Annotated in this window: 16 protein-coding genes; 10 read left to right on the forward strand and 6 right to left on the reverse strand. The window is 44.8% G+C overall.

The genetic code is table 11. The features are described 5' to 3' along the window. The first annotated feature begins 16 nt into the window (after positions 1–16). Both NX722_RS09220 and NX722_RS09225 read left to right on the forward strand, forming a co-directional pair. Complete coding sequence (locus tag NX722_RS09220) at positions 17–1,522, forward strand: catalase (RefSeq protein WP_262567729.1); 1,506 nt, start codon at positions 17–19, stop codon at positions 1,520–1,522. Between the two features lie 86 nt (positions 1,523–1,608). Then, positions 1,609–2,082, forward strand: a complete 474-nt coding sequence (locus NX722_RS09225; RefSeq protein WP_262567730.1) for an ankyrin repeat domain-containing protein — start codon at positions 1,609–1,611, stop codon at positions 2,080–2,082. A gap of 205 nt (positions 2,083–2,287) precedes the next feature. Here the strand turns inward: NX722_RS09225 and NX722_RS28840 are convergent, their stop codons facing one another. Genes NX722_RS28840 through NX722_RS09230 form a run of 3 tightly spaced genes read right to left on the reverse strand, consistent with a single transcriptional unit; the run spans position 2,288 to position 6,200 of the window. After that, positions 2,288–2,971: a C2H2-type zinc finger protein gene (locus NX722_RS28840; protein WP_407647973.1), complete on the reverse strand. Its 684-nt coding sequence runs from the start codon at positions 2,969–2,971 to the stop codon at positions 2,288–2,290. 22 nt (positions 2,972–2,993) lie between these two features. Then, the gene (locus tag NX722_RS28845; protein WP_407648065.1) at positions 2,994–3,305 is read right to left on the reverse strand and encodes an IS66 family transposase; all 312 of its coding nucleotides are present in this window, start codon (positions 3,303–3,305) and stop codon (positions 2,994–2,996) included. A gap of 21 nt (positions 3,306–3,326) precedes the next feature. Beyond that, complete coding sequence (locus NX722_RS09230) at positions 3,327–6,200, reverse strand: AAA family ATPase (RefSeq protein WP_262567731.1); 2,874 nt, start codon at positions 6,198–6,200, stop codon at positions 3,327–3,329. Between the two features lie 164 nt (positions 6,201–6,364). Between NX722_RS09230 and NX722_RS09235 the strand changes: the two genes are divergently transcribed. From NX722_RS09235 to NX722_RS09250, 4 genes are all read left to right on the forward strand, one after another. Then, positions 6,365–6,649, forward strand: coding sequence for an IS1-like element transposase (locus NX722_RS09235; RefSeq protein WP_262564263.1), 285 nt, complete (start codon positions 6,365–6,367; stop codon positions 6,647–6,649). A gap of 26 nt (positions 6,650–6,675) precedes the next feature. Continuing rightward, positions 6,676–7,128: an IS1 family transposase gene (locus NX722_RS09240; protein WP_262564262.1), complete on the forward strand. Its 453-nt coding sequence runs from the start codon at positions 6,676–6,678 to the stop codon at positions 7,126–7,128. A 985-nt stretch (positions 7,129–8,113) separates the two neighbouring features. Beyond that, positions 8,114–8,857, forward strand: coding sequence for a hypothetical protein (locus NX722_RS09245; protein WP_262567732.1), 744 nt, complete (start codon positions 8,114–8,116; stop codon positions 8,855–8,857). A gap of 5 nt (positions 8,858–8,862) precedes the next feature. Then, positions 8,863–9,510: an Hsp70 family protein gene (locus NX722_RS09250; RefSeq protein WP_262567733.1), complete on the forward strand. Its 648-nt coding sequence runs from the start codon at positions 8,863–8,865 to the stop codon at positions 9,508–9,510. Position 9,511: 1 nt separating this feature from the next. Here the strand turns inward: NX722_RS09250 and NX722_RS09255 are convergent, their stop codons facing one another. Both NX722_RS09255 and NX722_RS09260 read right to left on the reverse strand, forming a co-directional pair. Further along, positions 9,512–10,165: a hypothetical protein gene (locus NX722_RS09255; RefSeq protein WP_262567734.1), complete on the reverse strand. Its 654-nt coding sequence runs from the start codon at positions 10,163–10,165 to the stop codon at positions 9,512–9,514. Continuing rightward, complete coding sequence (locus NX722_RS09260) at positions 10,162–11,322, reverse strand: pseudouridine-5'-phosphate glycosidase (protein WP_262567735.1); 1,161 nt, start codon at positions 11,320–11,322, stop codon at positions 10,162–10,164. The genes NX722_RS09255 and NX722_RS09260 overlap by 4 nt, the downstream gene beginning before the upstream one ends. A 447-nt stretch (positions 11,323–11,769) precedes the next feature. Between NX722_RS09260 and NX722_RS09265 the strand changes: the two genes are divergently transcribed. From NX722_RS09265 to NX722_RS09275, 3 genes are read left to right on the forward strand one after another with little or no spacing between them, the layout of a single operon-like run. Then, positions 11,770–12,330, forward strand: coding sequence for a hypothetical protein (locus tag NX722_RS09265; protein WP_262567736.1), 561 nt, complete (start codon positions 11,770–11,772; stop codon positions 12,328–12,330). Further along, positions 12,299–13,729: a conjugal transfer protein TraH gene (locus tag NX722_RS09270; RefSeq protein ID WP_262567737.1), complete on the forward strand. Its 1,431-nt coding sequence runs from the start codon at positions 12,299–12,301 to the stop codon at positions 13,727–13,729. Before NX722_RS09265 ends, NX722_RS09270 begins: the two co-directional genes overlap by 32 nt. A gap of 3 nt (positions 13,730–13,732) precedes the next feature. Continuing rightward, positions 13,733–16,939 (forward strand): conjugal transfer protein TraG N-terminal domain-containing protein, encoded by a 3,207-nt coding sequence (locus NX722_RS09275; protein WP_262567738.1) that lies wholly within the window; start codon positions 13,733–13,735, stop codon positions 16,937–16,939. Here the strand turns inward: NX722_RS09275 and NX722_RS09280 are convergent. Beyond that, a complete protein-coding gene (locus tag NX722_RS09280) occupies positions 16,926–17,249 on the reverse strand; it encodes a hypothetical protein (RefSeq protein WP_262567739.1) in 324 nt (107 codons plus the stop codon). The two genes, NX722_RS09275 and NX722_RS09280, sit on opposite strands and share 14 nt — an antisense overlap. Positions 17,250–17,354: 105 nt before the next feature. On the opposite strand from NX722_RS09280, the gene traC reads away from it, so the two are divergent. Further along, complete coding sequence (gene traC / locus NX722_RS09285; RefSeq protein ID WP_262567740.1) at positions 17,355–19,781, forward strand: type IV secretion system protein TraC; 2,427 nt, start codon at positions 17,355–17,357, stop codon at positions 19,779–19,781.

Genomic DNA, 19,781 nt, shown 5'->3' on the forward strand with positions numbered 1-19,781 from the left:
TTGAAAGGGGGACCTTATGAAGGTTTTTAAATACAGCATTCTATTTTCGACTATCTTTGCAGCCAGCACTCAGGCTGAAACGCTCACTCGGGATAATGGTGCAGCGGTGGGTGATAACCAGAATTCCTATACAGCTGGGGAGCAAGGCGCAGTTTTCCTTCAGGATGTTCAACTGATTCAAAAACTGCAACGCTTTGCCAGAGAGCGTATTCCTGAGCGTGTAGTGCATGCTCGTGGTACCGGTGTTCATGGTGAGTTTGTTGCCAGCAAAAATATTTCTGACTTAACCTTTGCTTCTGTCTTTGAAAAAGGCAAAAAAACTCCTGTATTCGTTCGATTTTCAACGGTCATTCATGGAAAGGGATCTCCCGAAACTCTCCGTGATCCAAGAGGCTTTGCCACCAAATTTTATACGGATGACGGGAACTGGGATCTGGTAGGTAACAATTTACCTGTATTCTTTATCAGGGATGCGATTAAGTTTCCGGATATGGTTCATTCCCTGAAGCCTTCACCTGTGACTAATCAGCAGGACCCTAACCGCTTCTTTGACTTCTTCAGTCACGTGCCAGAGTCTACTCATATGTTGACCTGGGTTTATTCTGACTACGGTACTCCGGCTAATCTCAGGCAGATGGATGGGTTTGGCGTACATGCCTATAAAATGATTAATGAGGAGAATAAAGTTTCCTACGTTAAATTCCAGTGGAAGAGCCAGCAGGGCATTAACAATCTGAATGCCAGTGAAGCCGCTGAGATACAAGGCAAAGACTTTAGTCATGCGACTCGTGATATGTATACTGCTATCGAAAAAGGAAACTACCCCAAATGGGATCTGTACGTTAAGGTACTATCCCCCTCTCAGTTAAATGACTTTGACTATAACCCTCTCGACGCAACCAAGAGATGGCTGGATGTTCCGGAAACCAAAGTGGGTACTATGACGCTGAACCGGGTACCGGATAATTTCTTTCAGGAAACTGAGCAGTCAGCATTTGCACCGGCCAATCTTGTACCGGGTATAGAACCATCGGAAGATCGCCTGTTACAAGGCCGGGTTTTTTCCTACGCCGATACCCAGATGTACCGCTTGGGAGCCAACCATCAGCAACTCCCCATAAACCGTGCCAGAGTTCCTGTTACTAACTGGAATCAGGATGGTCAGGGCAACCAGGGTAATCAGACATCCGATGTTAATTACCAGCCGAGCCGTCTTGACCCAAGAACAGAAAGTTTGGAAGGGCGCTATAGTGCAATGCCTTTGAGCGGAAACTACCAACAGAAAGCCATCAGCAAGCAGCAACCCTTTGCCCAGGCTGGTGTACTGTATCGAAGCTTCAGCAAGGAAGAGCAAGATAACCTGATCAGTAATCTGGCCGGTGATCTTGGAAAGGTCAGGGACGACGAAACCAGGCACATTATGCTGAGCCACTTTTATCAGGCAGACAAAAACTATGGGACCCGGTTGGCCAAAGCTGTTGGTGGTGACCTGAGAAAAGTTAAAAATCTGGTGGCCATGTGATACCCGTTATTTAAGGCGTATTGATTGAAATGAGGCTATTTGGAACGGCTTATGTTTCTATAGCCTCTATCATTCCGGATAGAATTATGAACCGTACACTGACTCTGGTTAGTATTCTTTTTGTGTCACTGAGTACATGGGGCAGCAATAGCCAAAAAGAGGCTAATGAGTTATTAGATTACTTTTTTGCCGCAGCCCGCACCAATAACACCGAAGTATTAAGCACATTTGCGGAGGCTGGTTTTCCTGTGGATGCCAGTAATCAAAAAGGATATACGGCCCTGATGGTAGCCACTTACAATGGCCAGCGTAATGCATTTGACTACCTTTTGAAAATAGGTGCCAACCCTTGCTTGCAGGACAACAAGGGTAATACTGCCCTGATGGCCGCCATATTCCGTGGTGAACTCTCTATGACTTATCGCTTAATGCAAGAAGGTTGTGACACAGCCCAGACCAATAAGGCCGGAAACGATGCCAAAGCCTTTGCAGAGGTCTTTGGGCGTAATCAGATTCTACAAAAACTGAAAGCCGACAAGGCTCAGAAGTTTTCAAAATGACTCTTGACATCACCATGCAAACCGACTTGTGGCCGTAACCTCAGTCTTTCTTTTTTCTGTATGGCTCTTAGGGAAGCAGCACTGTAGAATATACCAGTGCTTCGTCATTCCCGCGAAAGAGGCTGTCGCAAAAGGTGAAAAAATGCGAAATAAACTCTGACCGTCATTCTCGCCTTCGATGGGGTGTTTTTATCTTCTACTTCCCTTATTGCGATGAAGGATTACTGGGATCAGACTCTGCCCGGGGCTGAATAGTTGCAATAACTTTTCCATCAGGTTGTGTGACCATGATTGTCTCTGTTAACGGAGTTGAATTAGTAACCACTCTAACCGGTGGTCTTTCTTCATCAGTTGAGCTGATATAGCTTACGCTGATTGTTGTGGGGGAGCTTGGGCCAGAGTTAAAAGAGCGTGTTGTTGTGACTACTTCGGCGGACGCCTGAGTGAATACGGTTGTATCAGGCGTATTCGGGGCTGAGTGACGCTCTTGTATGTGCTTATTGAGTCTATATCGTCGTGTATAACCAGATTTACAGACTGGGCAAAGAAACTTTTGTCCTGTATGGGTTTGCATGTGTTTGTTTAAATCACTCTTTCCGGTAAAACCTTTTTCACAGACCTCACAGCTATATGGCTTTTCACCTGTATGGGTTCGCTTGTGTATGGTTAAATTAGATGAATGGCTAAAATTTTTTCCACAGACCTCACAGCTATATGGCTTTTCACCTGTATGGGTTCGCTTGTGTATGGTTAAATTAGACGCATTGGCAAAATCTTGTCCACAGAAATCACAGCTATATGGCTTATCGCCTGTATGAGTTAGCATGTGTCTGGTGAGTTTGTACTGGTTCGTACAGTTCCTGCCACATTGTGAACATCTAAATGGCATACCAGAACCTCTTTTACTGCCATTAATTTTCCGGTTTCAAATCATAAGTCTGTTTCTGGAAATTACTGACATAGGAAAAACATGGTAAATTATAGAACTTTCTTTGCTGTCTCGCGTATTGCAAGCGTTCACTGGAAGTTCCGAACTGTTTATGTTGGTGCAGCCGGAACTGTACTTCATACCACGCCAGCTCCAGAAGATTGAGAACCTGCTTTAGAGCCGTTGCGTCAAATCCGGCGGCCAGCTCAACACGAAGTCCGCCGGGGCTGACAAGGGTGATGCCTGTTTCCGGTGTTTTGTGAGGTTCTGGCTCTTGTGCGACAGAAACAAGAATTAGCTGAAATACAGCCTTACATCATTCGCCGCCCTGAGTTAAAGAAATGGGGTGTGGCAATTGCTCCGGAACCGGTAAATTGTTAATTGCCGCTCCCCTTAAGGCTCCCTGTACAACTTTATCATTACCCGTTGATAGCTGCCTGGCTCTACAGCGCCAACGTCTCGCATGCCAGTTAGCAAATGTTTCTGGTGGCTGCCCCAAAGCCTCCGGCTTATATAATTTCCCTTTAATCTGTGACACCCTGTTCATCCCCTGTTTTGTCGCTTTGAGCTGAATATAATGCATCATGCGCTGATAAGACTTCGGCTCAAACCGGTAGTATCGCGCCCTCTGCCCGTTACCGATTCGTACTTGTCTTGACTCTGTTTTCAGACCCAACTGGTTCAACAAAAAGCTAATATAGCGATTGGGCTGTTTCGGGCGCACTACCTTTTGATACTGCCCTGTTCCCTGAATCATGGAAGCCGGAATTAACCCCTGCCGCTTTAACGCCCATGGAAACTCCTTCTCTATTTGCATCACCCTGTCTACTACCTGCCGAGCTTCTGTTTCTGTCCACTCGTTCAGCCAACCGTTGTTATCGCGCAGAGGTTCAGTCAGATAATGAAGGTATTTCTGCTCCAGCGACTCATATTTCCTATGGCAAAGCTGTGTATCTCTGTCGTCTTCATGGGCTGCAAGGCTCAGATTATTGGCAAAGGGCGTCATGCAAGCCCGACTGAACTTTCTCGCGCCAATGTCCAACCAGAAATCACAATCGTCTTCAGTGAGTTGTGTCGCATCAATGCCCAACTCGAGACCAATTCGATAACGCTGGCAGCTTAATTGTTCGATTTCAGTCTTTAAGGACTGACTGGAAAGCTGCTGATACTCCGTTTCAGACAGCCGTTTTGCCTGAACTAATTTTCGGGGCAGTTCTTCCCTGTGTTTCTGTCGTATAGCTTTTAACTCGTCGGCAACACCGCTATTGTCATCCTCCGGATTCTGGCTTTCAGACAATGGCGTTACCGTGATATTGCGTTGCTCCAGATAATTCCACAGAGCATTGGCACCCATTTTTAACAGCCTTGCTTTACTGGCCCTTTGTCGCTCGACAAATCCCACATAGTCACTGGCATAAGCAGGTTTTGAAGTATCAAATCCCGCCATACGCTCCAGACAGTGAATCCGCTGTAAGAAGTCCTCGCAATCTCTGGAGGGCGGCATTAAATCCCCTATCACGGTAAATTCCTCTGTTTTGCGATAACGGAACATCTGCTGCATGATGGCCGGGGCATCCAGTTTGTTGTAGCTGAAGACATAGCAATGATCCGGTTTAACGCTGGTAACAGACAAACCGCCTACAATCGCAGGAGAATACAGCACCATAGAGTATTTCGGGGCTTCTGTTTCGGGCTGTTGTAAAAATAACTTACCTTCTTGGTGTGAGCTGTTATTGGCATGAATGGACAGGCAACTCAGGTTTGGGTTGCTCTGCTCAACTTGCTCCTGCAGGTCATTGACCAGCTTTTTGCTGTCGGAAGCCACGGTAATAATCTGTCCCAGCTTGATCCGATCCTGCAAGTCGGCAATAGCGGCATTTCTGGCTTTGATTCCTGTGCCAAAACCTACCTTGATATCACTGTCTTCAAAGGGCTTGTCATACACCTCCATTCTGTCGCATAGGTGTGGGAACCATTCACGGAACTGCCAGAGGCAGTCTGACGATAAATCCGCATCCATGCACAAAACCACACCACTGTTTTCGATGGTTTTTTCGATCAAGTCCAACAGTGTATAAAATACTGCCTCCGGGCGGTCGATTTTACCGCTGGTAAACGCCGACAGTATCTGGGTAATCTCATCGAGCAGCAGTACATCTATTTTCTTGATGGAACCGTCAGCGTTTTTATAGACCGGAGTTACCTGTAACTTGTTCAGGCTATGAACCGTCGTTGCCAGCCTGTTAACCGTCGCTGCACTGTCTGGATGCAGGCTTTGGTAATGATCCAGCCCAAAGCTTTCTGCCACCTCCTGTGTCAGCGCACAGTTAGCACTGACCGATAAAATCCGGGCTTCCGGATTTTGGCTCAGACCATGAACCAGCGCTCTGGCGGTCTTTGTTTTTCCAGTGCCATGCCCTGCTTTGATAAAAATTAACTGCTCTGGACTCAGATCAATGGTTCTTGGGCTGATGCTGTCTGTGATCCGGTGATAATGAGTCCCCAGAGACTGGATCAACTTTGGTGAAAACGAATCATTCTGACGAACGACGTCCAGTTGTTGCCGACGATAGCCGTACAGTTTATGGGACAAGCCTTTGAGCGTGTCAGGATGCACACAGAACCGGCAGGCCATGTTGATAGCATCCATCATTTGCTGCTCAGACAGCCGGGCTGGTACCAGATGGTGAAACCGCTGAATGATTTTCAGGGCAGCACTGACGGCCTGAACTGGGCATTCAGAACAAATCGATTGCAAAGTAGCTATGGCCTGCTTGAAATTCTGCTGACTGATCCTGTCTGAAAGCAGTGAATTTGTTGTGACAGTTTGCAGGTCAATCGAAACCAGTGGTGGCCGTGCAGGTTGTAATAGTTGCTGTTTAAGAGCGGCTAATCCTTCACGCTGTCGTACATCACTCCAGTCATCGCCAAACTGCTCAGGTACAAGCCATTGGTAGCCAGTTCGCTGGCAGGCAAAAATTCCTGGCAGGTCGTGATCCAGTGCGACCACCCACTGATTTTTCAGGTGCGGCCACTGCTCTGTTAGCTGCGACACTATGGACGCGGCATTGTTCTCTCCAACAATGCTTATGGCAGGTTCACCTGTTGCCAGATAAACGCTGACACTATCAGCTATCCCTCCCACGATTCTTACTGTACCCACATAGTCAGGCAGCTCTGCAATAGTCATCCCCACCAGAGCAAAACACTTTGAAGTCTGCGTGTGGCGGGTGACTTTTTTATTGTCACTTGGACTGAAACGATCCGGGCATCGTTTATGGGTAGTGGGGTAAACCTGATATTTTGTAGTTGTTTGCTAAAATACGGCGTATGCCGTATTTGTCATGGTGCGATATGAAAATGTGCTCCACGCCAGTTCACTGCCCGAAATGTGGCGGTAATGACGTTAAAAGCTTTGGTTACAGTGTTCATAATGTTCCTCGCTACTTTTGCTGTAATGCTGAATGTGAAACCAAGTCCTTTATGCTTGAGTACCGGTATAAAGCTTATGAGCCAGGCGTTAAAGAAAAAGTCGTCGATATGGCAATTAATGGTGGCGGCATCAGGGATACAAGCAGGGTTTTGGGAATTAATAAAAAAACAGTAATAAACACATTAAAAAAAAAGAGAAAGGCTTAGTTCAAGTTAATCCAAATATTCAGAAAATGGATCTTGGAACGGGTGCTGTGATTCACGTAGGCCGTGCCTGCCAAGAGTCTGAGATAGATGAACAGTGGTCGTATGTGTTTGAAAAAAGTAACCAGCGTTGGCTTTGGCATGCAGTTGATCATGCGACCAATACTGTTTTGGCTTACGTTTTTGGGAAACGAAAGGATGAGGTTTTCAAAAAACTAAAAGAGCTTCTTGAACCATTTGGTATCAAGAAATTTTATACTGATGATTGGGGAGCCTATGAACGTAATCTCGACGAAAGCAGACACATCATTGGAAAAGAAAATACTCAGAAAATTGAACGTAAAAACCTGAATTTTAGAACTTGGATTAAGCGTCTGGCCAGAAAGACAATATGCTTTTCAAAGTTAGAACAAATGCACGATATTGTTATTGGCCTGTTGATCAACAAAATCGAATTTGGCATTGACATCCATGAAATATAACAGGTTTGCCCCACTACCCGTTTATGTAATACGCCTCTTGGGTATATCCGCTCATAGCCGTATAACTGTCCCAGTGTATTCATCAGTGGGTATTCGAGGCAATCTCCGTACCACTGGTCGTGGGTAATTCTTAGTCCCACAAGTTGTTGCATCAATTCCAGACTGAGCTGTTTTTCCTGTAGGTAGCCTGTGGGGTCAGTGCTACTCTTTTGTTCTCTTGCTGCTTGGTGAGTTTGGGTATTAAAAACGACTGGTACTGCCCCCTGAAGACCAGAACCAGGTTCCATCCGACAAGTGTCATTCAACATGGCAAAAGACCTTGCCAAGTATGTCATTGCAGACTAAATAATCAGATGCAATGCTTGGCTATTCTCGGCACGGGTCGCATTGCATAAGAAGCTCGCAGGGCTGACTGCTACATCATGCGGGCTTTTTTTACTTCTCAAAACCTGCTTGAGAGCAAAGCAAGCGCAATCCCGTGTAATAAACAAATAACTACTCATTTGAGAGCAGTAATGAAATTCACAGGAAAAGCACTCAAGTTTTGATGCTCATACTTATATGCCAAATCCCTTGCTCAGTACGGCACTGGTCGTATTTATAATATTGCGAAAGGAAAGTTCGTTTATCTGCCAATTGTGACTGGAATAAGCTTTCAATTAGGGTCAGGTTCGTCATGATCATACTCTCAGAGCAATCATGCCGAAGCCTTATCAAGCTGTAAGTTTGCTATACTTACTCAGTCTTGACGGGGCTTCGTAAATGCTTGTGTCGTTTTGTCAAGATAGCGTGCTTGCACGTGCCCCTCACTTCGTTGCACCGAGGTGAGGGGTTTGCTGCACGCAACTGTTTCTTAATTTAAGCAGTCACCTACGAAAACGAGTAACTTTTTCTCGCTAGTGGTAAATACTTAGTACGAATCGTTATTGTTTTCTATCGAAGCTTGTTTAAGCTTTCCTCATCAAGCTACAACATGGAAAGCAACATGAATGAAATTACCCTGTGTCAATCTGAGTTTCCTGTCGTGAACTTATCTAGTGATGAATTAGACCGAATGAATGAAAGTCCCGACTTTTTTCATATCGTCGATAATGAACATCGGTGCTATTTTGTAAATGATAGCTGGTGTAGACTTCACAATATTAAGCGAGGTTCTCTCGATGGACTGCCTTACTCAGCAATTCCACATAAAGCATATGATACATGTTGTGATCGTTTTGAAGAGCATGATCTTCAGGTTTTCAGAAGTAAAAAGACTGTTCCTAGTTTGGAAATACATGAATATAGCAAAAATGAATGGTTAGCTTTACTTCTTATCATTGCTCCCGTATTTGAAGACAATAATATCAGTGGACTTATCTGTTCGGCAAAGCCACTACCTGTTTTTTTAGCCGACAAATATCATAAAATTCGATCCCAAATATCAACATCGCTGGTAAAAACAGGATTTGGAATGAAGCTTTCAAATCCTGAAAAATTACATGATGCTGAATTCGATACAGCATACTTGTTCTTAATGGGTTTGCAACCTAAACAAATAGCAGCATATAGGAATGTATCTGAAAATACAGTTTATGCAACATTAACAAACATAAGAATAAAGTGTGGTCTTGAAAAAGGAAAGCAGATAATTGACTACGGAATGGAAAATCAATGGTATGACTATATACCAAATATGTTTAGAAGAGCAGAAACAGCTCTCAGGATAAACAACTATCGCTTAGTGTGAATAAAATGATCCCCATTTATATAACATCATCAATCGGCATAACTACCGAATTTGATTTATTTCATCCAATATTTAATATAGGTACAGAGTTACCATGTAGGAGTTCCAAATTATTCATAAGCTTTGCTAATGAAGACGATAAATATCTTTCTGTCAAAATTCATCAAGGGAACAACTGTAACTCTTCATACAACTCACTTCTTAAAAATATAAATATTAAAAAAAACGTTAGTTGTCACAAAGGACAGCCTCAGTTGTCGCTTGAATTAGAAGTAGCCAGGAACTCAGTCATGACTATAATAGCCAAAGATCTTATGAACAAAAAAATTACTACATCCTATATAGAAATAAATTCTTCCTCAACCATTCAGCTAGCAGCACCTCAATTAGAGAATATTGAGCACATAGTAATTGCAAAAAAAATGTCTCATGCAAAGCGACTTGTTCGTATAAATAAAAAGATCATCTACTCAATAAAAACTAAAGATAAATTGGTAAAAGATATTATAGATAGAATGACTTGTGTCACTCAACAGATTGAACACATACTAAATCAAAAAATTGATATAGAAGATTTAGAATATCTCCTAGAAAAATTAAGTGATCTATCCTGGAGGTTAAATATATTAGCATTTACGAATCATATTAAATAAATCACACTGCAGCTTTACTGGAAGAATTTGACTCTTCTCTTCTCTCAAGAAAGAGCCCAAGGGGTATTGATATTATTATCGAAGCTACCCATATAAATCCGGTTTGAGCAATCCAGCCTTTAAAAAGCTCATCCATTAGCTGATTGTTTTCGTAATTTATATTTAACTTTGATGCAAGCATTGTTAGAAAATTTGTATATGCAATAACAGAAAAGACAGCACCACCTGTCATGGTTGCTGCAAGATTACTAAATGCCATGCGAAAATATGGCCTTCGGCTAATTGATCCAATAACCCAGAACACTAATAGGTCAACGGTTCCTCCAATATTAACCGCTAAAAAATTAGCAATACAAACGCTTTCAGGCAGTGTTCCTTGAATGACAAACACAAGTGAGATAACTAAGGAGGCAAGTATCATAATCGACAAATTATATTTCAATTCGATATTTAATCTTTCACCATAATGCTGTGCAAAAGACCTACTCACGTCAATAAAAGGAATAACAGTTATTACACACAATGGAATCCACCAACCTTCACCTAGAAGAAACTCAAGACTAACTTTTTTTGTGCATCCGTACTGCCCTAAAATAGAAAAAGTTAAAAACAAGAAGAGGCAAACAAAATATTTTTTACACACGACAAAGCTCAATTATTTAAATCTGAATATTCCACGGCGATCTGAGATGCTAATTTCGCATTACTTACCAATAATTTTTGCATTGCAAGCTGGCTATTACCCTCGCTTAAGTCATTAACCTTGTTGAGCAAGTAAGTTGTACAATCTGAACCTTTGATCTGTGCTCTTTTCATTTCATTCAAAGCTGTAAAAATTTTATTATCCATATCAACTTTATTAAGAGAATACTTTTCATCTATTGGATTTGCCACAAGCAAACCACCATTAATTTTTAATTTGTATTTTCTGTTTATCACATCAGCGATATCCTTTGTTGACGAAAATGAATTTTCAATTTTACATTCAGAATCTCTGACACATAGAGAGGGAAAGCATTTTGTGTTGTATCCTAAAACAGCAACACCATAAGTTTCCAGATACTCTAAAGTTAGCTTAAGGTCAATTATGGATTTAGAGCCTGAACAAATCAAAACAACATTATTATTAGCTATTCCCTGTAAATCAGGAGAAATATCAAATGTACTTTGAGCATCAATGTGAACACCTCCTATCCCTGCTGAAACTATAAATTTGATTCCAACCAGAGCTGCTATCTCAATGGTTCCAGATGCTGTTGTTACTCCCATTATTTCACTAGCTAGAACTAAAGGAATATCTCTGCGACTCACTTTTACCAGAATATTTTTTTGTTTTGCTATTTGATGCAAATCAACATCAGACAACCCAACTTTTATAACACCTTTACTAATGACAATTATTGCAGGAATTACCCCCTCTTTTTTAGCTGCATCACACATCTCTAGCATAAGCTCAGCATTTTCTGGATAATTGTACGCTCCATGCTGCAAGGCTGTAACTGTTTCAAAAGCAACAACTGGCTTTCCTTCTTTTAATCCCTGATAAACTTGTGGGTCGATTTTAATATACTCACCACAACGACTAATCAGTTCATCTATATTGCTGCTTTCATTTCTCACTTTTAACATTTCATTTACCTTCATAAAAACTTCTAGCACCAAGCACTGAAAGAGGATACGGTATTTTTCATTTATTGCTAATATCAAAAATTTATTAGTAAATTTTTCTAACCAAACAAACGAAAATAAGTATAAACCACTAGCGAAAATAGTCCTTCCCTTTTTTAGTTGTTCTGCTTTAATCGGAAACACTGTACTGATTTTTATTTTGGTGCAACAGAATAAATTTCAGTGAATCAATCATGACTCAAGACACAAGCTCGAAGTCCATCAAGACTCAATACAGTCTAATTATGACTTCGACATGGGCTCTCTTTGGAGGCGCATCATGACGAACCTCATCTCTGCTTCTGAGTGGCAGCTTATCTTTGCCATATTAATCCTGTCCTATTTTATTACTGTGCTCTATCGAGCGTTGCGCAAGCAATTCATTTTCTGGCACCAGGCGTATCTTAATACTCACTCACTGTCTTTTAATTTTTAATCAGATTTTTTAAATCAGACGAGTTTTATTCTTGTTCTGTTATCACTCACTGCATGACTTTAGCCAAATATTCCTATGGTAGGAAACCGGCGGTAGCGTGTCTAAAGAGGCACTTCGGGAAGATGGGAGGCAACCCGGGGTGCAGGAGCTTTTAAATGAATTCTTCCCGTCCCGTGATCGAATTTGAACTTGAGCTGCAAACCCGTCAGGCACAGAGCATGAAAAACTGGCTGACGCATAACCTGGGAGGCATGTTTTATATGCTTGAAGTGGTGTTCAGGAATAAGCCGGAGCTTGATGAGCCCGTAAGGCAGACCATCAACGAAATTGTAGAAGCCTTTGATGACCTTGATGATGATTTACTGGTCTGTATCGAAGAGCAAGACCGAAAAAAGCTGCCTCACAATGACATTAACCTGAAATATTCGAACCCGAAAAATGTGTCTGTTGAATGTTCTACACCGCAGTTACTTTGCTGCCAGCAGTTGTTGAATCACTTTGATCAGGTCGTACAGGCTTTTGATAAGCAGTGGCTGTTGAAACAGATTTCCCGTCAGGAACACCAGCAGAATATTATGACATGGATGCAAAAAGTGTCCAAAGTGCTGTTTGAGTGCAATAAAAAATATCGCTCTGTCCGGCATCAGGTCATGGATCAGACAGATACTATTCCGGCAAAAACCGATGAAACTCAGGCATTATTACCTCTGGCCTGATATGAACCGATTTCTGGTTTTATGGCTGATCTTGATTTCCTGTAGTTCTGTCGCCAGTTCGCTTCAGCAAGAACTGAACAAAATGCTTAACACTCTGTCATCTTCCAGTTCTCCGGCGGTTTATCAGTCCCAGAGACGCGGTGTGATTACGGGTGGTTCATTTCATGCCAGAACCTCGATCAATGAAACCAACCTGACAGGTTTTGTGCCTCCCAACTTCAGTGCTGGTTGTGGGGGTATTGACTTATACGGCGGATCGTTCTCGTTTATCAATAGTGAGCAGTTCAACAAACTGATCCGGGATATTGCCGGTAATGCATCCGGTTATCTGCTGGGGCTGGCGATCAATGCCATGAACGAGAAAGCCTACCAACATATTGAAGCCTTGCAGGAAAAAATCATGCACCTGAACAGCCTGTTCTCGAATTCTTGCCAGATGGGGCAAGGCATCGTAAACAGTCTGCCCATGCCTGCGGCTATGAAGAAATTTCAGACCGACGCATCGTTGAATATCAGTCGTGCCAATGTGGCCGATACCTTTCAGGCTTTTACCGGAACGGGCTTGGCGGACCGTGATCCGGTAAAAGCCTGGAGCCAGTCCGCCAGTGAACAGAGTAAACAGCAGATGACGGGCAATCTTGTCTGGGATGTCCTGAAAAAGTCATCTGCTATCAGCAGTCCGGATTTTCGAGAAGCGGTCATGAGTTTGACCGGAACGGTTGTCGTATCAATGAATGGTGAAGGTAATCCGATCATTTTTCCCTATGTGGGGAACCATTTGAAAGTGGAAGACCTGATTTATGGGAGCCAGAAAACAAGGCTGTATCGCTGTCGGGATCGTGATCAATGTTTATCCTTGTCGTTGCAAGACAGTCAGCAGATTACCGGCCTGTCAGAGCAGTTAATCCAGTTATTGAATGCGGTGGCTGACCACTGGGATCAGAATGCAGGCAGTGCTTTATCGAGAACCTCAAACTCCGTACGACCTTTGTCGGTTTTACAAAGCCTGCCCGTTGGCACTGGCGGAATGATTCGAAACCTGACTACAGCGGACGTGCAGCTTGCCAGGCAGTTTATAGCTCAGGCTGCACCTCATATCGCTTTTTATATCGTGCATCAATTTATTGAAGACTTGCATCAGGTGGTGCAGGCGCTGGTCAACATGGAAGGCGACCAGAATCCTTTTTCTGAGCAGCTTCAGACAACGCTGAGAAGTTCACGGCAGCAGCTACAGCAGGAACTGCACCGGCTGGGACAACGCTATGGTCGCTGGGGAGAGCTTATTCAGGATTACCGCCATATGCTGGCCGTGGCACAACAGGGGCGCTATCAGGGCAGCCAGTATGAAGCGCAGAAATACCACAAGTATCGTTCCAGTTCTCAGTCAACCCACCAGTGACAGATGGAAACGGTATACAGCATTGGGGATGCAAATTTCCTCTACACCATTCTGAATGGCCTTGTGATGATGGTCGGTAATCCCGAGTTTATTATGACCATCAAGATTGGCTTTACCATCGGGGCGTTTTATCTGGCCTTGCAAGGGTTGATCGCGGGTAAGTTTCCCGCTTTTCAGCACTTGTTACTGAGCCTGCTTATTTATTCGGCACTCTTTGGCTTACCTGCCGGTGGTAAAACATACAAGGGCATCGACGTGGATATTTACGACGTTTATACCGATACCAACCGCAAGGTCGATGATGTGCCTTTTGGCATTGCGCTGACCGCTTCCATGCTGTCATCACTAACATGGAAGCTGACAGAGACATTTGAACAAACCTTCCATACGACGGATGCCACACGACTGACCCGCAGTGGTTATATGTCCAGCCTGGTTCGCATGATGGAAGCCAGAAGTTTTGCGATGGAACGGTTTCACACCAACAGGCATCTCGCCCAGTCATGGCTGAACTACATCAAGGAATGCACCTTGATCGGACTGGACCAAAGCCGTAAAGCCATAGAAGATGTGTTCGATAACCCCAATATCCTGTCCGGTCTGGAATACCCGTCAGAAGTCTTCGGAACCCTGATTTTTAAAACCGCACAATCACAGGGGGAGAATGTCACCTGCAACCAGGCATTTCTGTGGTTACGGCAACAAACCCAGCTTTTCTTTGACCAGCAGTTACAGACAGAGTTGAGCAGTCAACGGGGTATTTCATTGGGTGAATCCCTGAGAGCATTAAGTGAACACGCTGAATCCTCCCGGAACTTCCTGATGGCTTCGGCTTTGCTACCCATATATCACGATGCCACTGTAGAACGACTCCAGCAGATGCAGCAACCACAGGCGGCCATTATGACCCAACAAGCTCTGCTGCAAAGGAACTCACAATGGGCAGGTGAACAGCACCTGTTCCTGAGCAGTATGCGGGCAATGATGGCCTATATCGAGGGATTTGTTTTTGCGGTAACACCACTGATGGGATTGCTGGTTTGTGTCGGATTATTCGGTGTGCGGCTGGCGTTTAAATACCTGATGCTGCTGTTATGGATTCAGCTCTGGATGCCTGTACTGGCCATCAACAACCTTTATATTTCCATGGTCGCCAAGGGTGCAATGGCAAATATGTCTGCACCCATCACCAGCTTCAGCGGAATTATGGAAGCGGGACCGATATTGGAATACTGGCTGGGTGTCGGAGGCATGATGGCAGCTTCAACCCCCGCGTTGGTACTGATGCTGCTTTATGGCAGTGCCATCACCGCAACCCATTTGGCAGGGCGTATGCAAAGTGGTGATTTTGTTAACGAGAAAATTCCTACACCGGATGTTCTGATGCCGGGTTCTGCGATCAATCAGCAGGCTGGCTGGAATATCGCTCCACAGCAGGGAGCTACCCGAGGGCAGATTGATCAGGTGGTTCCGGCGTTATCTGCCAGCAGTCAGCTGTCAAGCCTTGTTCAGTCCAAAGATGCCGCCCGAAAAAGTGCGGGGTTGGCCTTCAGTCAGGCGACAACCAACGCTTTCCATCAACGATTCGGGGAAAGTGTTGATGCCAAAGAAATGCAGCAGTTCAGTGATAGTCTGTCGTCCAGCCAGGGGCAAGTGGCTCAGGTAGTGAATGATATGGCGAGGGATATTAAAAAGAATTTTGGTTTGAGTTCGCAGCAATCCAGAGATATTGCTGTATCAAAAACTTTAAATACTGGTGCAGGGCTTGGACATAGCATTGTTGGTGCTTTTACTGGTGTAAAAGCTGATTACGGGCGTACCGAGAAAGGTGCCAATACTGATACGCAACAGAGTAATTTCAGGGAAGCTATGGAGCATGTAAGCAAGGAGGGTTTCTCAAAAGCCTGGGATTCCCGGATCAATAAAGCGATGGCAATGGATGCCAGTAATAGTCACTCCGAAAGCTGGGTAAAGGAGCTAGGCGTCAGTGATAACCAGCAATATCAAAAGTCTGCACAAGAATCCCTCAGCACCGAAAAAAGTTATGAAGAAGCCAGTCAGCTTCAGCACCAATTAGGTCAGGCATTGAGCACTGCTCCGGCAGTCTGGGCAAACAAGCTGGCATCCTCTGATGCGGCCATGTCCACTCTGCAAAATGTACCTTATGACTCTGATTTCAATCAATCAGTGAACAGCAACATAAAGCGGTTTCAGGGGCAGTTTGCTAATTCAAAAGAAGCATTGGCAGCAGCACTGGTGGCTAGCCATATCAATACACCTACCCAGCAAAATTTTGAACGGTTGGGTAAAGCTCTGGGACAAGCAGGACTATCAGAAACCAGCAAACAAACCGCAACCCCATTAGCTAATCAAGAGTTGAAAGAGAATGAGTTACCGAAAGTATCAGAGAATGTATCTGGCAGGTTAACGACTCCCAAAGCCATTGATAAACATGATGTAGAACAGAATATTTCTGGAAGCAGGCTTCAGACAGACAGAGCGAAGTCACTGACAGGTTCATACTTAAGTGGCAGTCAATCATTATCAGGTAGGTTCGAACGGTCAGATCAAAATAAGTCTCAGGTGACAGGTTTGTTAACGCAATCCAGTTTTGGCAGGAATCCTTCTACTGAAGGAAAAGGTTTGAGCATGACATCCAGTGAAGCATTCGATAAAGCTATTGAGTACGGATTGACACAGACTCAAGCAAGCCTGTTTTCATCACTGGTTAAAGACCGCGACCCAAGTTACGAGCGAAGTACAGAACCTGAAGAGCGGAGCCATCGCTCAGGGCAGGCAATCGCTGAAATCAGTCGTGGCTGGGGAGAAAGTGGAGCAACACTGGGCTTGCACGCATTTAACCATTTGACCCATGCAGCAGACCACCCCGAGCACACTCATTCAGCTTTGTCCTTGATTGGCGAAATGAACCGTGTTTATCAGCCAGAGCTGAAAGCATATGATCAGTCTGTTAGTTCTCTACTCAAAGGGCAGGAACTTTATGCTCAGGAAGGCAACTATCTGGATACTTCCATGCCTCCTGAACATATTGGCTCAGGCGTTAAAGAGCAGTTGCAGGCACGGGAGAAAGAAAACAATCAATGGTTATTCGGTAGTGATATCGGTCGCTTCCATGAAAGCTCCGGCAAAATCACAAGAGCGGTGAGAGAAACAAAAAATGATCTATCCAACCTTATCAAGCCAGATTAATATTATTCCTCATGATGGTATCTCCCGTAAGAGCTTCGTACTTCTCCTGTGAATAGTTAGGACTCATAAATGTAGTTTCATCATGGAGTAAATAACACTCCAGATCTTCTTTAAAGAAGTCAGCATCAAACCGCCACAACAGATAAAAGCACACGACAGAGAAAATCCCCCAAAATACAGGCGAAACCAGGACACCCAAGAAATAACCCGGAACTACAACTGAATACCAAACCTGTTCCAGCACCAGACAACTTAACGCCAGTATCATAAAGCTACGACTAAACCGCTTGATACGCTGCCAGAGACTCATAACTCACCTCCCTTCAGGGATGAAAACAGATTCTATGCCACCCGATTTACCGGACAGCATCTCTGTTTTCTACCCAGTGAACATAGCACAACTGAGATTAAAATCATGTTTGCCAAGCGTCCGGTTCCGACACCGGAACCTCAGCAATTTTCCGACTCATTAATGACTGCCAGAGCTTATGATCCGGACAGCCAAGTGTTTTTATGCGACGACAAACACCTGTTCTTTGGATTTCTCTGCATAACCCTGAGTGGATTGGACAATGGTCTGGATGACCGCCTTAATGGGCTGCTCAATCAGGACTGGCCGGACGATGCCCTGATGCAGTGTGGACTGGTATTAAGTCCCGACCTGATGCAGACCATTGAGCAGCTATTGGCTCTACAGGGGCATGTGGACTCTGCTTTTGCTGCCATGCTGGACCAGAATATCCGGCAGTTACGGGCTGGGGTTCACCAGCCCATGACCAATGACCAGAAGTTGCGGCGGGGTATTTTATGGATGACCGTGAAAGTTCCGCTGCGACAACGGTCTCCCAGTGATGAAGAAATGCTCAGGGTTAAGCGGCTACGACAGACGTTTGCCGGTGGTATTGAAACCGCAGGCCTGGCTTCGGCTCCCATGAGCCAGAATGACTGGCTGCGACTGAGTATGATTCTGGTCAACCATCCTGAACAGGGACGCTGGGCGCTCAGCCAGATTGCTGCTGAACCGGAACATGCCCTGAATGAACAGGTGTTTGATCCTGATACACCGCTGGAAGTTCACCCTGATCATTTGGTTCTGGGTACAGGGCAGAAGCAACGTTTTGTCAAAGTGCTGGTTGCGAAACAGCTACCGCCTTTTGCCGCTCTGGGGTTGGCTTTTAATTACATGGGTGACAGCCAGAACGGACACCGGGGCATCAAATGCTACGCCCAGATTCATGTGTTACTGCATTTCCCGCCGGTGCGCCAGCTTCAGACTTCACTGAATAACCGGCAACGGATTGCCATCCAACAGGCATCCAGCCCGATTACCCGTTTTGAACCGCGGCTGATGGAACGCAAAAAAGATTTTGATTTGTTGTTTGGCGCATTGAACCAGGGCGATGCACCTCTGAAACTGACTTTTACGCTGGTGCTGTACTGCGACAGTCAGAAAGAAGCCGACATGTTGTCGTCCAATGCCAGCAGCTATTACCGTGAGTTGGGATTCATGCTCTATGAAGATGTGTATTTCATGCTGCCCATGTTTCTGAACACCTTACCCGGCAATGCCCAGAAAGCCACCCAGACCCTTGCCCTGCACGAGAAGACAGTGGCGACCCGTCATGCGGTGTCACTGCTGCCACTGTTTGATGATTGGTCTGGTCATCAGGAAGTATTGCTGAATCTGGTGTCCCGGCGTGGGCAGTTAATGAACCTGTCCATGTTTGAGTCCAACAGCAACTATAACGCTATTATTGCTGCGACCTCCGGGGCAGGAAAAACCGTACTGGTGAATGAAATTATCAGTAATGTCCTTATCCGAGGTGGGCAATGCTGGACATTAGATATAGGCGAAGGCTACAAAAAACTCTGTCAGCATTTTGATGGACTTTTTCTGGACTTTGATCAGGGCAGCACCATTGGCATGAACCCTTTTGCACTGGTGCATGACTACGAGGAAGAAGGCGATATTCTATTGGCTTTGATTATTGCGATGGTTTCACCGAGGGAACCATTAACGCCTTATCAGGAAGCCTGTTTAAGAGAGCAGATCAGGGAGTTGTGGGAACAGGAAACGACTGGCAGTACGATTGATGGGTTACAGGAACGCTTACGGCAACACCCTGATGAACGTATTACCGATCTTGCCGTTCAACTCAGTGCGTTTACTTCCAAAGGTGAATACGGTCGTTTTTTCTGTGGTGATAATACACTGGACATTAACCAGTCATTTACAGTGCTGGAACTGCGCCACCTGGATAGCCGTAAGCACCTGCAACGAGTGGTTATTCTGGAGCTGATCTACCTGATCCAGCAGATTATGTACTTTGGTGATGTGAACCGAAGAAAACTGGTGGTGATTGACGAAGCCTGGAACCTGATGCGGGACACTCAGGGAGCCGCACTGTTTATCGAACACGGCTTCCGTCGTTTTCGTCGCTTTAACGGCTCAAACCTTATGGCAGCCCAGCGTATTGAGGATTTTTATGAAACCCCGGCAGGCAAAGCCGCGCTGGACAACAGTGCCACCCAGTTCCTGCTGAAACAGGAAGTGGCAACCATTAACGAGCTGGAAAAACAGCAACGGCTGCCACTGTCACCGGAAGGCTACAAGCTATTGCGAAGTGTCCATACGGTGGAAGGTAAATATTCCGAAGCCCTTGTTCTTACCGGGCAAGGTTCTGGCATAGGAAGGCTGATTCTCAATCCTTTCAAGAAGTTACTGTATTCAAGTCATCCAGAGGATGAAGGTGCAATCAGAGCTTACCGAGCACAAGGTCTGTCGTTGAGTGATGCGATCCTTCATGTGCTTAAAGACAGAAATCAACTTTCAGCTTTTTAG

The sequence above is a fragment of the Endozoicomonas gorgoniicola genome (genome assembly GCF_025562715.2).
Classification (GTDB): domain Bacteria; phylum Pseudomonadota; class Gammaproteobacteria; order Pseudomonadales; family Endozoicomonadaceae; genus Endozoicomonas_A; species Endozoicomonas_A gorgoniicola.

Excerpts from the sequence above, each read along its gene's own strand:
- NX722_RS09220 (WP_262567729.1), top strand. The coding sequence starts at position 17 with ATGAAGGTTTTTAAATACAGCATTCTATTTTCGACTATCTTTGCAGCC.
- NX722_RS09225 (WP_262567730.1), top strand. The coding sequence starts at position 1,609 with ATGAACCGTACACTGACTCTGGTTAGTATTCTTTTTGTGTCACTGAGT.
- NX722_RS28840 (WP_407647973.1), bottom strand. The coding sequence starts at position 2,971 with ATGCCATTTAGATGTTCACAATGTGGCAGGAACTGTACGAACCAGTAC.
- NX722_RS09230 (WP_262567731.1), bottom strand. The coding sequence starts at position 6,200 with ATGACTATTGCAGAGCTGCCTGACTATGTGGGTACAGTAAGAATCGTG.
- NX722_RS09235 (WP_262564263.1), top strand. The coding sequence starts at position 6,365 with ATGAAAATGTGCTCCACGCCAGTTCACTGCCCGAAATGTGGCGGTAAT.
- NX722_RS09240 (WP_262564262.1), top strand. The coding sequence starts at position 6,676 with ATGGATCTTGGAACGGGTGCTGTGATTCACGTAGGCCGTGCCTGCCAA.
- NX722_RS09245 (WP_262567732.1), top strand. The coding sequence starts at position 8,114 with ATGAATGAAATTACCCTGTGTCAATCTGAGTTTCCTGTCGTGAACTTA.
- NX722_RS09250 (WP_262567733.1), top strand. The coding sequence starts at position 8,863 with ATGATCCCCATTTATATAACATCATCAATCGGCATAACTACCGAATTT.
- NX722_RS09265 (WP_262567736.1), top strand. The coding sequence starts at position 11,770 with ATGAATTCTTCCCGTCCCGTGATCGAATTTGAACTTGAGCTGCAAACC.
- NX722_RS09270 (WP_262567737.1), top strand. The coding sequence starts at position 12,299 with ATGAAACTCAGGCATTATTACCTCTGGCCTGATATGAACCGATTTCTG.
- NX722_RS09275 (WP_262567738.1), top strand. The coding sequence starts at position 13,733 with ATGGAAACGGTATACAGCATTGGGGATGCAAATTTCCTCTACACCATT.
- NX722_RS09280 (WP_262567739.1), bottom strand. The coding sequence starts at position 17,249 with ATGAGTCTCTGGCAGCGTATCAAGCGGTTTAGTCGTAGCTTTATGATA.
- traC (WP_262567740.1), top strand. The coding sequence starts at position 17,355 with ATGTTTGCCAAGCGTCCGGTTCCGACACCGGAACCTCAGCAATTTTCC.